Below are 14,283 nucleotides of genomic sequence, written 5' to 3' on the forward strand. Positions count from 1 at the left end.
ATGTGGGAGCGGGCTTGCCCGCGATGGCCGTGGGTCAGTCAACATTGATCGTGGTTGACACACTGCAATCGCGGGCAAGCCCGCTCCCACATTTGTTATGTGACAGCCAAATATATCATCAGATCTATGCATCTCTATCAAAACTATAAATGTCTATTTTTTATAATTAACTTATAACTAATCGGACTTTTACGGACCGCATTTATACAAATACTGTTACATCCAGCACCGACCCCTGACCAGGTGGAGGCCTTGCCTAAACCGTCAATTACCTCAGGGGCCTCACATGAGTCACACCCTCGTACCCAATCGCCTGACACTGGCCGTTTCCCTTGCGCTGTTCGGCCTCTCGGCTCATGCAGACGACACCGCCCTGCCCGTGGTCAACGTCACCGCCGAGCACCGCAGCGAAGACCTGCAAAAAACCCCGTTGGCGATTTCCGCGTTCGACGAAAAGGCCCTGAAAGACAAGCAGATCAAAAGCGTGCGCGACCTTGCCGGCCAGGTGCCCAACCTGTCCATGAGCCGCCAGTCAATCTCCTACAGCGCCCAGACCTACGGGATTCGCGGCATCGGCGAAACCGACCCGATCCAGGAGTCAGCCGTGGCGGTGTATGCCGATGACCTATACATCCCCCGTGCCATTTCCTCGATGCTCGACTTCAACGATGTCGAGCGCGTCGAAGTGCTGCGTGGCCCTCAGGGCACGCTGTACGGACGCAACAGCAGTGCCGGGGCGATCCGTGTCATCACCCGCGACCCGACCCAGCAAACCCGTGGGTTCGTGGAGTTGGGCGCCGGCAACTACAACGCACAGAACGGCCGCCTGCTGATCAGCGGGCCGCTGGTGGACAACGCCCTGTTCGGCAGTTTTTCGGCAATTCGCCTCACCCGCGATGGCACCGTCTCCAATCCGACCCGAGGCAAGGACGTGAACAACGTCGATATCCAGTCCTATCGCGGCAAGCTGCGCTACAACCCCGTGGATTCACCGTGGGATGTACAACTGACCCTGGCCGGCACCTTCGACCGGGGCGACACCACCAGCTATACCCCGTTTGACGCCAACGGCCACTTCGACAAGTTCAAGAGCTACAGCAGCCTCAACCCGAAAAACCGCCTCGACCAAGGCAGCTCGGTGCTGCGGGCGATCTACGCCATCGACGATCATCTGAATTTCAAATCGGTCAGCGCCTGGTCGGCCTTCCATCAACCGGTGGACTACGACAACTCCGGGCAAGCCGCACTGATCCAGAACAACCTGATTCTTTACCAACAGAACTACGCCACCCAGGAGTTCCAGCTCAACGGCGACTACGAGGATTTCAGCTTCAGCACCGGCTTGTACCTGTACCGCGAGAAATTCGATGCCGACCGCGACAACCTCACGTATTCCGTTGCGCGCAAGCAGGTAATCGGCCAGGGCCAGTACAGCACCACCAACACCGAAAGCTACGCCCTGTACGGCCAGGGCACTTACAAGCTGACCCCACAATTGTCGCTGATCGCCGGGCTGCGCTTTACCCGTGAGCACAAGAATTTCGACTTCACCAACTACGCGATCACCACCGACCGGCAAATCACCGGCACCAACTTCAGCGCCGAATCGAGCAAGTCCTGGCAGTCCACCAGCCCGAAAATCGGCTTCGAATACGCCTGGACTCCGCACCTGAATCAATACGCCTACGTCGCCAAGGGTTTCAAGGCCGGCGGCTACGACAACCGCGCCCCCACCCGGGCCGCCGCTGAACAGGCGTTCTCCCCGGAAGACGTGACCACCTGGGAAACCGGGCTCAAGGGCGACTTCTTCGACCAGCGCCTGCGGGCCAATGTCGCGCTGTTCTACAACGACTACAAAGACCTGCAAACCAACGCCTATGACCCGGCGCTGGGGGTCAGCCTGCGCACCAATGTCGGCCAGGCCCACACGTATGGCGTCGAAGTGGAAACCCTCACCGCCCTGAGCCGCGACCTGCAACTGACCGCCAACCTCGGCTACTTGCAAAGCCAGTACGACGACTTCCAGAACGCCAGCGGCGCCGGGGTGGATGCCAACGGTAAACAGCTGGTGTTTTCACCGCGCTGGAACGCCAGTGTCGGCCTGAACTACACCGTGCCCATCGGGCTACCCGGCACCTTGCTGGCGGGCACCGATGCGCAGTTCCAGACCAAGTCCTACGCCAATGCGCTGAACGACGATATCCAGGAAATCCCCACCCAGACTTTCTGGAACGCCCACACCAGCTACCTCTCCGGCGACGGCCACTGGACCACCACGCTGTCGGTGAAAAACCTGCTGGACCGTGCCTACCCGCAATCGGTGGGCTACGTGCCGTCCAGCGGTGCGCGCTACTACTCGATCAACGACCCGCGAACCCTCTTGCTGTCCGTGCGCTACGACCTCTAACCCCCGCTACATCAAGGAGCGAATCATGGCTTTTACCCGCAGGGAATTGATTTCCCGTATTGCCGCCGTGGGCGGCTATTCCGCCGCCGTCAGCGCCCTCGGTGCATTGGGGCTGACGCCCCAGGCGGTGGCGTCGAGCTTCACCCCGCTGCAACTGGGCAGCACCGGCAAAGGCAAAAACGTGGTGGTGGTCGGCGCCGGGATTTCCGGACTGGTCAGCGCCTATGAGCTACGCAAAGCCGGTTTCAACGTGACCCTCCTGGAGGCCCGGGATCGCGTCGGCGGCCGCAACTGGACCTTGCGCCGTGGCAGCCAGGTCGATTTCGACGACGGCGTCAGCCAGACCGTCGACTTCGATGACGGACAGTTCTTCAACGCCGGCCCCGCACGCATTCCCAGCCATCACCAGACCCTCCTCGGCTACTGCCGCGAGCTGGGGGTGGAGCTGCAAGTGTTGGTCAACAGCAGCCGCAACGCCCTGGCCCTGCCGGATACACAGCAGCCGGCGTTTCAGTTGCGCCAGGCGGTCAACGACACCCGTGGCCAGCTTTCAGAGTTGCTGGCGCGTACCGTCAGCCGCAAGGCCCTGGACCAGGATTTGAGTGTCGACGACCGCAAGGCGTTGCTCAACTTCCTCAAGGTGTATGGCGACCTCAACAGCGACCTGCAATACAAGGGCTCGGTGCGCTCCGGCTACACCCGCATCCCTGGCGCCGGCGATCAAACCGGGGTGACCCGGGCACCACTGGAGCTGCAAACCTTGCTCAACCCCAAACTGTGGAGCGCGTTGGTGTTCGATGAGATTCCGGAGTTCTCCTCCACCATGTTCCAACCGGTGGGCGGCATGGACCGCATCCCCTACGCTTTCTACGCACACCTCAAGGATGCCGTACGTTTCAACGCCGAAGTCAGCGATATCCAGACGACCGAGCTTGGCAGCCACATCACCTACCGCGACCGTCTCAGCGGCAAGACCCAGACCCTGAGCGCCGACTACGCCATCGTCACCGTGCCCTTGCCGTTGCTGGCCAAGCTGGCGAGCAACTTCACCGCCCCGTTCAAACAGGCAATCCAGACCGCACAAAGCGACCAGGCCAACAAGGTGGCCTGGCAGTCACCGCGCTTCTGGGAAAGCGACTTCAACATCTACGGCGGCCTGTCGTACCTCGACCATGAAGTCAAAGGCCTGTGGTACCCCAGCGACCGACTCAACAGCGCCCAGGGGATTCTGGTGGCGGCCTACAACACCAGCGAATCCGCCGTGGCCTTCAGCAAAAAGTCCATTGCCGAACAGTTCGCCTCCTCGCGCCAAGCCGTGGAACTGCTCCACCCCGGCCACAGCGCCAAGCTGCAAAAACCGGTGGCGATCAACTGGGCAAAAGTCAGCTTCAGCAAAGGCCCCTGGATCGTCAACGACGAGGTGGGCGAAAGCGCCTATCGCATTCTCAACGAGCCCCAGGGCCGTACTTACCTGGCCAGTGATGCCCTCGCCCATGGCGGTGTCGGCATCTGGCAGAACAGCGCCGCCGACTCGGCACGGCGCATCGTCTCGCTGATCGGTCGCCATGCCGAACGCCAACAACCGGGCGTTGCTGCCTGATCGTTTCTCACTCACGGACTGACCTTATGAAAACCTTATTCGCAGGATTACTGATGACTACCACCCTCGCCGTCCACGCTGATGAGATCAAACGCGTGCCGCTGCCCAACTCCAACTTCCCGATCTCCCTGGCGGTTTCAGTGCCGCCGCAAACCGAGCTGCTGTTTGTCAGTGGCTTGCTGGCTGACGTGCACGACCCGAAAGCGCCCAAGGACTCGTTCGCCGCCTATGGCGATACCGCGACCCAAACCACGTCGATCCTCAACAAACTCAAGAACGTGCTGAAAAGCCAGGGCCTGGATTTGGGCGATGTGGTGCAACTGCGGGTATTCCTGGTGGGTGACCCGAGCAAGGGCGGCAAACTCGATTTCTTCGGTTTGCAGGAAGGCTACACCCCCTTCTTCGGCAGCGCCGAGCAACCGAAAAAACCGGCGCGCACCGCCGTGCAAGTAGTCGCGCTGCCACTGCCCGGCGGGCTGGTGGAAATCGAGGCCGTTGCCGCGCGCAAGCGGTGACTCAGGACTCCCCCGAGATCAAGGAGCTTTACTCTCATGCACACTCGTCCCTTATTGCTGCCGCTCTCCCTGGCGTGCGGCCTGGCTTCTTTCGGCGTCGAATCCGCCGAAGACCGCTCGCCCACCCTCGACACCGTGGTGGTCACCGGCAACCGTGGCGCCGAGCAACGCACCGTCACCACCAGCCCCACGCCCATCGATGTGATCAGCGCCGCCCAGTTGCGGGCGGTGGGCAAGCCGAGCCTGCTGGAAGCCCTGGGCAAGCTCATTCCGTCCTTCAACCTGCCCGACCGCGCCGGCTGGGACGCCAGCGGCGTGGTGCGCTCGGCCACCTTGCGTGGCCTGACGGCGTCGCATGTGCTGGTACTGGTCAACGGCAAGCGCCGGCACACCAGCGCCACCCTGAACATCAACGGGATCAACAGCGGCGCAGCCCCCAGCGACCTGGACCTGATCCCGGTGGCCGCCATCGACCACATCGAAGTGCTGCGCGACGGTGCTGCGGCGCAGTACGGTTCGGACGCGATCTCCGGGGTGATCAATATCATCCTCAAACAAACCACCGGCGGCAGCTCCGACACCACCCTGGGGCAAAACTACGACGGCAAGCGTGGCACCGGTCAGGAGGCGTTGAACTATGGGTTCCAGGTGGGTGACGCCGGCGTGCTCAACGTATCCCTCGACACCCGCTATCAGGAACGGGACAACAAGGCCGGCAGCAACGGCTACAACAACCATTACTACCCACTGGCCGACGGTTCGCCGGACCCGCGTGAAGCCAATGCCAGCCACCACACCTACAAAGGCTACGGTGCGCCCCGTAGCCAATTGGCCGACTTCGCCTATAACCTCGACCTGCCCCTCAATGACCGACTGACGCTCTACTCGTTTTCTACCCTCGCCACCCGCGAGAACAACGACGGCCAGAATTTCCGCTTGCCCAACGGGCGCAACACCATCACCACCGGGGCCAATGGTTACCCCGACGGCTACAGCCCGTACTGGCTGGTCAACGAGACCGACTTCCAATCGGCCTTCGGTGCCAAAGGCGATGACCTCGGCGGCTGGGCCTGGGACTTGAGCAGCACCTACGGACGCAACTATGCCAAGCAACGCACCTACAACAACCAGAACCCGTCCCTGGGTGAAAACACCCCGAACAAGTTCACATCCGGCATCTACATTGCCGACCAGTTGACCAGCAACCTGGACCTGAAAAACAGTTATGAAGTGGGCCTGGCCAAGCCGTTGGACGTGGCCTTCGGCTTCGAACATCGGCGGGAAAGCTATGAGACCCGCGCCGGCTCCGAGGCCTCCTATATCGATGGCGGCTATGTGTTTCCCGAAGGCCACCCACGGGCCGGACAGCGTCCCGACCCAGGCGCCCAGGTCACCAACGGCATTACTCCGCAGGACGCGCAGAAAATCAGCCGCAACAGCGTTGCCAGCTACGTCGACCTGGGGTTCTACCCCACCGAACAGTGGTACGTCGGTGTCGCCGGGCGCTATGAGCATTACAACGAAGGCGTCGGCGGTACCCGCAGCGGCAAGCTCAGCACCCGCTACGCATTCAACCCGTTGTTCTCGGTGCGCGGCACCCTCAGCAATGGCTTTCGCGCACCGTCCCTGGCCAACGAGATCTTCACCGCACGTTCCACCGGTTTTGACACCATCAACGGCGTGTACCAATCCTATAACTACGTGATCCTGCCGGTGGATTCGGCCGGCGCCCAGGCCCTGGGTGCCAAGTCGCTGAAACCCGAGCGCTCTACCAACTTCAGCCTGGGTTTCGCCTTGACCCCCAGCGACGACCTGAGCCTGACGGTGGACGGTTACGTCATCAACCTGCGGGACCGCCTGGTGCTCAGTGAGCGCTTCCAGGGCCCCGGCGTCGCCGCCCTGCTGGACAGCATCGGCGTACCGGCCACCGCCGGCGCGCAGTACTTCACCAACGGCGCCAACACCCGCACCTCAGGGGTGGATGTAGTGGGCAACTACCGGCAGAACCTGGACCGCTACGGCGTGGTCAAGTGGACCGCCGCGCTGAACTACAACCACACGCAAATCCTCAGCGTCAACGACACCCCGGCGCAGCTCAGTGCCTTGGGAGACTTCCAGTTGCTGGGGCGCCAGTCCCGCGCACTGATTACCAAGACTTCGCCCAGCAGCAAGATGATCTTCTCTGCCGACTGGGCCATTCATGAGTTCGACGTGAACCTGCGCCTGACCCGCTACGGCACCTACACCGAGGTCAACAGTTCCAGCGACCCGAGCCTGGACCGCGAGTATTCAGCCAAGTGGATCACCGACCTGGACGTGGCCTATGCGCTGACCAAGCAATTGACGGTGGCGGTCGGGGCACAGAACCTGTTCGATAAATACCCGGATCACATCGGCGTGAAGAACTCATCGTTTGGCGATAACTGGGGCAGTTATTCGCCGTTCGGGTTTACCGGAGGGTATTACTACAGTCGTGTGCAGTATGCGTTTTAGCCGCTTATTCAGCAGCCACCCGCCAGGCTTTCCCGCAGGTACTCCACCAGCGCCTGCACCGGCCGTGAGCTTTGCCGATGCTGGGGATACACCGCCGACAAGGTCAGGGGTTCAGGGGCAAAGTCCTCCAGCACGCTGACCAACTGCCCTTGCTCCAGCGCCTGGGCGACGATAAACGTCGGTAAATACGTGATGCCCAAACCGGCGACGGCGGCATCGCGCAGCAACTCACCGTTATTGACCCGCATACGCCCGCTTACATTCAGCGTCAGCGGTTTGCCCTTGGTCTGGAAACGCCATTGCACCTGGCGACTATGACCATACGGCAGGCATTGGTGAAGGGCGAGGTCTTCGGGTGTGAGGGGCGTTCCGTGAGCAGCCAGATAATCCGGACTGGCGCAGTACACCCGCTGGACACTGGCAATCCGGCGCGCAATCAAGGTGGAGTCTTCCAGGGTGCCGATGCGCAACACCAAATCGTAGCCTTCGCTGATCAGGTCCACCGGGCGGTCGCTCAAGTCCACTTCCGCCGAGACGTGGGGATGGCGTTGCAGGAACGGCGGCAGCAGGCTGCCCAAGTGGGCCATGGCAAAGGACAAGGGCGCACTCAGGCGAATCGTACCCCGGGGTTCGCTGTTTTGCCCGGCAATGCCCTGCTCCACTTGCTCGACCTCGCTGAGCAGACGCAGGGCCGATTCGTAGTAACTCTGCCCCAGTGGCGTGACATCCAGGCGGCGGGTGGAACGATTGAGCAGGCGCACGCCCAAGCGCTCTTCCAGCTGGATAAGACGGCGACTGACGAACTGTTTGGACAGGCCCAGTTGCTCGGCGGCGGCGGTGAAGCTGCCAGACTCCATGACCTGGCAGAACAGGCGCATGTCTTCGAAAGGATTCATTGTCGCTTCTCGGTGGACGATGAAGCTATTTATAGCGGGTCAGTAGCGCCATCACAAATCAAAGTTTTCTGTAGCCGCTGCCGAGGCACGAGGCTGCGATGGGCTGCGTAGCGGCCCCTTGGGCGGTCCTGCGGACACGCATCGCAGCCTCGTACCTCCGCAGCGGCTACAGGGTATTCGCAAGCAGGCCGCACTGCCGCTGCAACTTCACCTGTGTAGTCGAAGCCGTGGGTCAGAACGCAAAACACGAACAGCCAAACGCGCCCCAGAATCCCTGGAAGTCGCTGACCGGCGCATTCGACAGACGCGCCCGCTCATGGCCATGAGCATGCACCGCACAAGGGCCGCTGCACTGATGCACCTGAGCCTGCAACGGCGAAGCCGGCCGCCAGTGCCCCGGCACCTTGACCACCGGCGACCAGTCCGGCAGCACCGGTACGGCGGCGGGCGCGAGCGATTCAAAATCACCGGCACCGTAAACAACCTTGCCACCGACCACCGTCAACACCGACTCGATCCACTTGATCGCCTCGTCTTCGACGGTGAAAAAATCCGCCGACAGCGCCGCCACATCCGCCAGTTGCCCAACCTTGATCTGGCCCTTCTTGCCCTGTTCAGAGGAAAACCAGGCGCTGCCATGGGTAAACAGTTCCAGGGCCGTCAGCCGTGGCAAACCTTCGGCCTGCAACTCAAGGCCGCCGACGGTACGACCGCTGACCATCCAGTACAACGAGGTCCACGGGTTGTAGCTCGACACCCGCGTGGCATCGGTGCCCGCCCCTACCGGCACGCCTTCGGCCAGCATGCGCTTGATCGGCGGCGTGGCTTCAGCAGCCTTGGCGCCATAACGCTCGACAAAGTATTCGCCCTGGAACGCCATGCGGTCCTGAATCGCAATGCCGCCACCCAGGGCCCGCACCCGCTCGATGTTTTTCGGGGTGATGGTTTCGGCATGGTCGAAGAACCAGGGCAAACCATTGAACGGAATATCGCGATTGACCTTCTCGAATACATCGAGCATCCGCGAAATCGACTCGTTATAGGTCGCATGCAAACGGAACGGCCAGCGCTGCTCCACCAAGTGGCGCACCACTGGCTCCAACTCCTGCTCCATGGTCAGCGGCAGGTCCGGGCGCGGTTCGAGGAAGTCTTCGAAATCCGCCGCGGAAAACACCAGCATCTCTCCGGCGCCGTTGTGCCGCAGGTAGTCATCGCCCTGGTGCAGGGTGACGCTGCCGGTCCAGTTCTTGAAGTCGCTGAGTTCTTCCTTGGGCTTCTGGGTAAACAGGTTGTAGGCAATACGCACCGTCAGTTGCTGGTCCTTGGCCAACTGCTCGATCACCGCGTAATCATCGGGATAATTCTGGAAACCACCGCCAGCGTCGATGGCGCTGGTCAGGCCCAGGCGATTGAGCTCACGCATGAACTGGCGGGTGGAGTTGACCTGGTATTCCAGGGGTAATTTCGGGCCTTTGGCCAGGGTCGCATAGAGAATCATCGCGTTGGGCCGCGCTACCAGCATGCCGGTGGGGTTGCCATTGTTGTCGCGGACAATCTCGCCACCGGGCGGGTTGGGTGTGTCCTTGGTGTAGCCGGCCACCCGCAACGCGGCGCGGTTGAGCAAGGCGCGATCGTACAGGTGCAGGACAAACACCGGGGTGTCGGGCGCCGCCTGGTTCAGCTCCTCCAGGGTAGGCATGCGTTTTTCGGCGAACTGGAATTCATTCCAGCCACCCACCACCCGTACCCATTGCGGCGTCGGCGTGCGGTCGGCCTGGTCCTTGAGCATACGCAGCGCATCGGCCAGGGACGGTACACCTTCCCAGCGCAGTTCCAGGTTGTAATTCAGGCCGCCACGGATCAGGTGCAGGTGAGAGTCGTTAAGACCGGGGATCACCGTGCGCCCCTTGAGGTCGATGACCTGGGTGCCGCTGCCACGCAGGGCCATGGCTTCGGCGTCGGTGCCCACGACGGCAAAGCGCCCCTGGCGGATGGCCACGGCGCTGGCGCGCGGGTTTTCGCGGTCGACGGTGTGAAACTGGCCATTGAACAGAATCAGATCGGCGTTCATAGGGACTCCTTCACGTAGGTGTAAAGCCTGGGTGCGAACAAGGTGGTCACCACCGGCCGCAGCGATGCTCGAACGGTGCCGTCAGTCTGCAACGCGTCGAGGCGGAAAAATTGCATGTATGTGCTGTGTGCGGCCGGTCCATACCACGCTGGCAATCTGCGGTGGAGTAAAGCAATCTCTAGGGAAATTGCGCTGCCCCGCCCCGGAAAACCGACCATGGCCCATCCCGAGCACCTTGCTTCAACCACCGGCACCCTGTGTGCCCAGCGTGAGCGCATGGTCAAGCAACTGATCCTCGCCAACCTCGGGGAAAGCCTGGAAGTGATAGAGCTGGCCCGGGCGTGTGCGCTGTCCCGCAGCCACTTCTCCAGGGCGTTCAAATCCACCACCGGCTTGTCGCCCCGGGAATGGATCCGCCGGCAGCGTATCCAGCGGGCCAAGGTCTTGATCGCGGGCTCCGAACTGAGCCTGACGCAAATTGGCCAGGAATGCGGGTTCTGCGACCAGGCGCATTTCAGCCATATGTTCAGCCGCAGTGAAGGGGTTAACCCGATGACTTGGCGTCATCGTCAGTTGCGCTACCGCCATCAACTGAGAAAAATGCAGATAGCCACTGTCAACTTCAGCGAGACAGTTATTCAGTTTTCAGCTTCTTAATGAATCAACCCGTAACCATTAACCTTCTTCTCAACCCGGGAGCCCTTCCGCTCCCTCTTGAGGAGAAGACCCATGCTGACCCTTCGCAAAGCCTCGGAACGCGGTGCCGCCAACCACGGTTGGTTGAAGTCGTTCCATACCTTTTCCTTCGCCAATTACTGGAACCCGCGGGAACAGGGTTTTTCCGACCTGCTGGTGATCAACGATGACCGCGTCGCTGCGGGCAAAGGCTTCGGCCAACACCCACACCGCGACATGGAAATTTTCTCCTACGTGCTCGAAGGCGCCCTGGAACACAAGGACACCCTCGGCACCGGCTCGGTGATCCGCCCCGGTGACGTGCAGTTGATGAGCGCCGGCAGCGGCGTGGCCCATAGTGAGTTCAACCACAGCCCAACCGAAGGCGTGCACTTCCTGCAAATCTGGATTGTGCCCAACGTTGGTGGTGCGCAGCCGCGTTATCAGCAGGAGCATTTCAGCGCGGCGCAGAAACGTGGGCGCTTGCAGTTGATCATCGCCCCTGACGGCACCGACGGCGCCCTCAGCGTTCGCCAGGATGCGCGGGTTTACGCCGGGCTGTTCAACGGTGATGAAGCCGCCAGCCTGACCCTGGCCCCGGAGCGTTATGCCTACATCCATGTGGCGCGGGGCAGTGTTGAAGTCAACGGCCAACGCTTGCAGGAAGGCGACGGCGCACGGTTGCGCGATGAGCGCGAGATTCACCTGAGCCACGGGGAGGACGCGGAGGTGCTGGTGTTCGACCTCAGGCCGCGTGAGCTGCCAGAAATGCCGTGATCGACCACGCGATGGCCCGGACAACCGGTCCATCGCTGGCGTCGATAGTCACCATCATCCCAATGAAGTTCTCTTAAAAAATCCACGGCGTACCATCAAACCCATACCCACCAAGACCTTCTGGAGCACACCCTCATGAAACGCCAACTCTTTCTCGGCCTCGCTTTCTCGGTACTTGCTGTCAATGCTTTTGCCCACCCGGTTGTCGCTGAAGGCGGCGCGGATCGTTTGATGGAAAGCCGGGTGGCCGAGGGTGGTGCTGACCGCCTGCAAGAGCGCCGCATTGCTGAAGGTGGCTCTGATCGGCTGTTGGAACGCCGTGTAGCCGAAGGTGGTGCTGACCGCCTGCAAGATCGCCGCATCGCTGAAGGTGGTTCCGATCGCCTGATGGAACGTCGCGTAGCCGAAGGTGGCGCTGACCGTCTGATGGAAAACCGCGCCTGACCCGGTGTTGTTCGCGGTTCACCCCCAAACCGGCCTGATCAGCCGGTTTTTTTTCGCCTCGCCTCGGGTGGATTGCATCGAGAGCGAGCCGCAGTTGCGGCGCTGACTCAGCTCATATTGGACTGGAAACGCTTGCGGTACGCCGCCGGCAACAGGCCGACCCGCTGCTGGAACAACCGGCGAAACGAGTTGCTGTCTTCATAGCCCACCGCGTAGGTGATGCTCTCCAGCGTCATGCGGCTGGACTCCAGCAACTGCTTGGCCCGCTCCAGGCGCAGGGTTTGCAAGTAAGCGATCGGCGTGTAGCCGGTGGCGTCCTTGAAGCGCCGCTTGAAATTACGCACGCCAAAGCCGAAGCGCTGGGCCACGTCATCAATCACCAGTGGCTGGGGGAAATGCTGTTCCAGCCAATGCTGCACCCGCAGGATGTCACCGTCGCCGTGAGCCTTGGGCAGCGACCACATGGCGTAGACCGATTGCTCGTTGCGCACCTTGTCGATCAGCAGGTACTTGCTGCAGGTTTGCGCCAGCTCCGGCGACCCGAAGCGGCGAATCAGATGCAGCAACAGGTCCATCGCCGCTGTCGCGCCGCCGCAGGTGATCACCCGGTTTCCTTCGCACAGGATCTGCGCCTCATCCAGCAGCACCTCCGAGTACCGGCGTCGAAAGTAATCAGCAAACGCCCAATGGGTGGTCGCCCGCAGTCCATCCAACAACCCGACCTCGGCCAACACGAACGCCGCCGTGCACATCGACGCCACCACCGCCCCCTGGGCGTGTTGCTGGCGCAGCCAGGGACCGTACGCGGGAAACGTCGGCAAGGCCTCCTTGAGGGTGAACAGAAAACCCGGAATCAACACCAGGTCAGTTTGCCCGACCTGCGCCAGGGCACGGTCCACCCGCAACCGCTGCCCTCCCCAGGCGTTCACCTCCTGGCCATCCAGCGAAACCGCCACCACTTCAAACGGCGCGACCTCTGCAAACAGATTCGCCGCATTGAGCATCTCCAGTGCCGTGGTGGCACCGGCAGCGGAACAGTGATCGGCCAGGAGCAAGGTAATGTGCATAAAAGAGCCTTCTTGCGCTTTTCGCATGAAAAAAGTCATTTAAGCACCTACCTTACCCGATACAAGCCCCCTACAGTGCAAGGACTTATCATTGCTGGACGTCTTTTTATGAATCTGTGGTTTCGCTTGCTGTACATGCTGTTTCGCCGCCCATGGAGCAAGCCCGTCGATGGCGCGTCGACCACCGTTGTACGGATGCGGGTATGGCCGACCGACCTGGACCTGAACCGCCACGTCACCAATGGCCGGTACTTCACCCTGGCGGATGTCGGGCGCATGGACTTCGTCCTGCGCACCGGTGCTTACCGGGTTGCCCTGCGCCACAAGGCCGTGCCTATCGTGGGCGACACCTGGGGCAAGTTTCGGCGGGAACTGAAACTGTTCGAAGCCTTTGAAATTCATACGTGCATGCTGGGCTGGGACGAGAAATGGAGCCTGATGGAGCACCGTTTTATCAGCAACGGTCGCGTGGTGGGTGTGGTGGTGGTGCGCGGACTGTTTCGCTCGGCCAAGGGCACGGTCCCCCCCGCAGAATTGCTGCGGGAGTTGGGGGTGAGCGAACAGTCACCGCCGATGCCGCAGTGGCTGGTGGATTGGGCCAGCAGTTGTGATGGGATGAGTGGGCAGTTGCGGGAGGAGGAAGGTCGGGGGCCGTTATAGAGCCGTGGAATAGTGCTCGCCGCTGATCTACTCCCGCCAGCCCACCACCTTGCGCCTTCTTCAGCCATATCAGCTGGTTAGATGTTAAGTAAGTGCCATTCAGATCAATTCACTGTCAAATCAAGATAGAGGGATTCAACTATAGCTTCATCACCCTCGTCGCCAATATCAGGAATGTAAAAAGCCATGCCTAACTTATCAACATAAGCCCCATAGTTATCGACAGAAAAATCCACTCCTTCACGCGAGAAACACTCTTTAACTTCAGCGTAGGTTTCACCTACCAAGGCTCTGTCTTTCCATAAAAAACTACTGCCCTTGAAAAACTCGACACCTTTTACCGTATCACTTTCATCATAGTACACATGAAGCTCATGGCCGTCATAGGCATCAATTGTATTCAGGGCCGCGGCAGTTTTCTTGAACGCCCTGAAGTCCTCTCCAAGCAGAGAGCGTACGTCATTCCTGGGCATTCCAACAATTAGTGGCCCAACCGCGCCGACTGTTAAATAATCATAAGTCACAGTCTATCATCTCTTCTTAAAGTCGTCGGGATTCAAGGTATCAGCATAATCGAGCATTTGCTTGATTGCCTTGTCATACTTATCACCAAACTTGCTTCTTATATCATCCACATCCATCTGAATAGCTTCTTTCGAGAAAATAGGGGTCAGACCA

The 14,283-nt window shown here is 60.7% G+C and carries 12 protein-coding genes; 8 read left to right on the forward strand and 4 right to left on the reverse strand.

Going from position 1 to position 14,283, the window contains the following annotated elements; translation table 11 throughout:
• Positions 1-286: 286 nt before the first annotated feature.
• From GNF76_RS15150 to GNF76_RS15165, 4 genes are read left to right on the forward strand one after another with little or no spacing between them, the layout of a single operon-like run.
• Positions 287-2,407: a TonB-dependent receptor gene (locus tag GNF76_RS15150; RefSeq protein ID WP_155583955.1), complete on the forward strand. Its 2,121-nt coding sequence runs from the start codon at positions 287-289 to the stop codon at positions 2,405-2,407.
• 25 nt (positions 2,408-2,432) lie between these two features.
• A complete protein-coding gene (locus tag GNF76_RS15155) occupies positions 2,433-4,007 on the forward strand; it encodes a flavin monoamine oxidase family protein (RefSeq protein WP_155583956.1) in 1,575 nt (524 codons plus the stop codon).
• Between the two features lie 26 nt (positions 4,008-4,033).
• Positions 4,034-4,522, forward strand: coding sequence for a RidA family protein (locus GNF76_RS15160; RefSeq protein WP_155583957.1), 489 nt, complete (start codon positions 4,034-4,036; stop codon positions 4,520-4,522).
• A 36-nt stretch (positions 4,523-4,558) separates the two neighbouring features.
• Positions 4,559-7,015, forward strand: coding sequence for a TonB-dependent receptor plug domain-containing protein (locus tag GNF76_RS15165; protein WP_155583958.1), 2,457 nt, complete (start codon positions 4,559-4,561; stop codon positions 7,013-7,015).
• 8 nt (positions 7,016-7,023) lie between these two features.
• Here GNF76_RS15165 and GNF76_RS15170 read toward each other — a convergent pair whose 3' ends face one another.
• On the reverse strand, positions 7,024-7,911 hold the full coding sequence (locus GNF76_RS15170) for a LysR family transcriptional regulator (protein WP_155583959.1): 888 nt from the start codon (positions 7,909-7,911) through the stop codon (positions 7,024-7,026).
• A 232-nt stretch (positions 7,912-8,143) separates the two neighbouring features.
• Positions 8,144-9,982: an amidohydrolase gene (locus tag GNF76_RS15175; protein ID WP_155583960.1), complete on the reverse strand. Its 1,839-nt coding sequence runs from the start codon at positions 9,980-9,982 to the stop codon at positions 8,144-8,146.
• A gap of 216 nt (positions 9,983-10,198) precedes the next feature.
• Here GNF76_RS15175 and GNF76_RS15180 point away from each other — a divergent pair, with 216 nt between their 5' ends.
• From GNF76_RS15180 to GNF76_RS15190, 3 genes are all read left to right on the forward strand, one after another.
• Complete coding sequence (locus GNF76_RS15180) at positions 10,199-10,639, forward strand: helix-turn-helix domain-containing protein (RefSeq protein ID WP_155583961.1); 441 nt, start codon at positions 10,199-10,201, stop codon at positions 10,637-10,639.
• Positions 10,640-10,711: 72 nt separating this feature from the next.
• Positions 10,712-11,434, forward strand: coding sequence for a pirin family protein (locus tag GNF76_RS15185; protein ID WP_155583962.1), 723 nt, complete (start codon positions 10,712-10,714; stop codon positions 11,432-11,434).
• A gap of 135 nt (positions 11,435-11,569) precedes the next feature.
• Positions 11,570-11,878, forward strand: a complete 309-nt coding sequence (locus GNF76_RS15190; protein WP_155583963.1) for a hypothetical protein — start codon at positions 11,570-11,572, stop codon at positions 11,876-11,878.
• Positions 11,879-11,985: 107 nt separating this feature from the next.
• Here GNF76_RS15190 and GNF76_RS15195 read toward each other — a convergent pair whose 3' ends face one another.
• The gene (locus GNF76_RS15195) at positions 11,986-12,945 is read right to left on the reverse strand and encodes a GlxA family transcriptional regulator (protein ID WP_155583964.1); all 960 of its coding nucleotides are present in this window, start codon (positions 12,943-12,945) and stop codon (positions 11,986-11,988) included.
• Positions 12,946-13,053: 108 nt separating this feature from the next.
• On the opposite strand from GNF76_RS15195, the gene GNF76_RS15200 reads away from it, so the two are divergent.
• Entirely contained in the window at positions 13,054-13,605 is a 552-nt protein-coding gene (locus GNF76_RS15200) for a thioesterase family protein (protein WP_155583965.1), read from the forward strand.
• 104 nt (positions 13,606-13,709) lie between these two features.
• Here the strand turns inward: GNF76_RS15200 and GNF76_RS15205 are convergent, their stop codons facing one another.
• On the reverse strand, positions 13,710-14,129 hold the full coding sequence (locus GNF76_RS15205) for a hypothetical protein (protein WP_155583966.1): 420 nt from the start codon (positions 14,127-14,129) through the stop codon (positions 13,710-13,712).
• Between the last annotated feature and the right edge of the window lie 154 nt (positions 14,130-14,283).

Origin of the sequence: Pseudomonas spelaei, assembly GCF_009724245.1 — a bacterium.
GTDB classification, from domain to species: domain Bacteria; phylum Pseudomonadota; class Gammaproteobacteria; order Pseudomonadales; family Pseudomonadaceae; genus Aquipseudomonas; species Aquipseudomonas spelaei.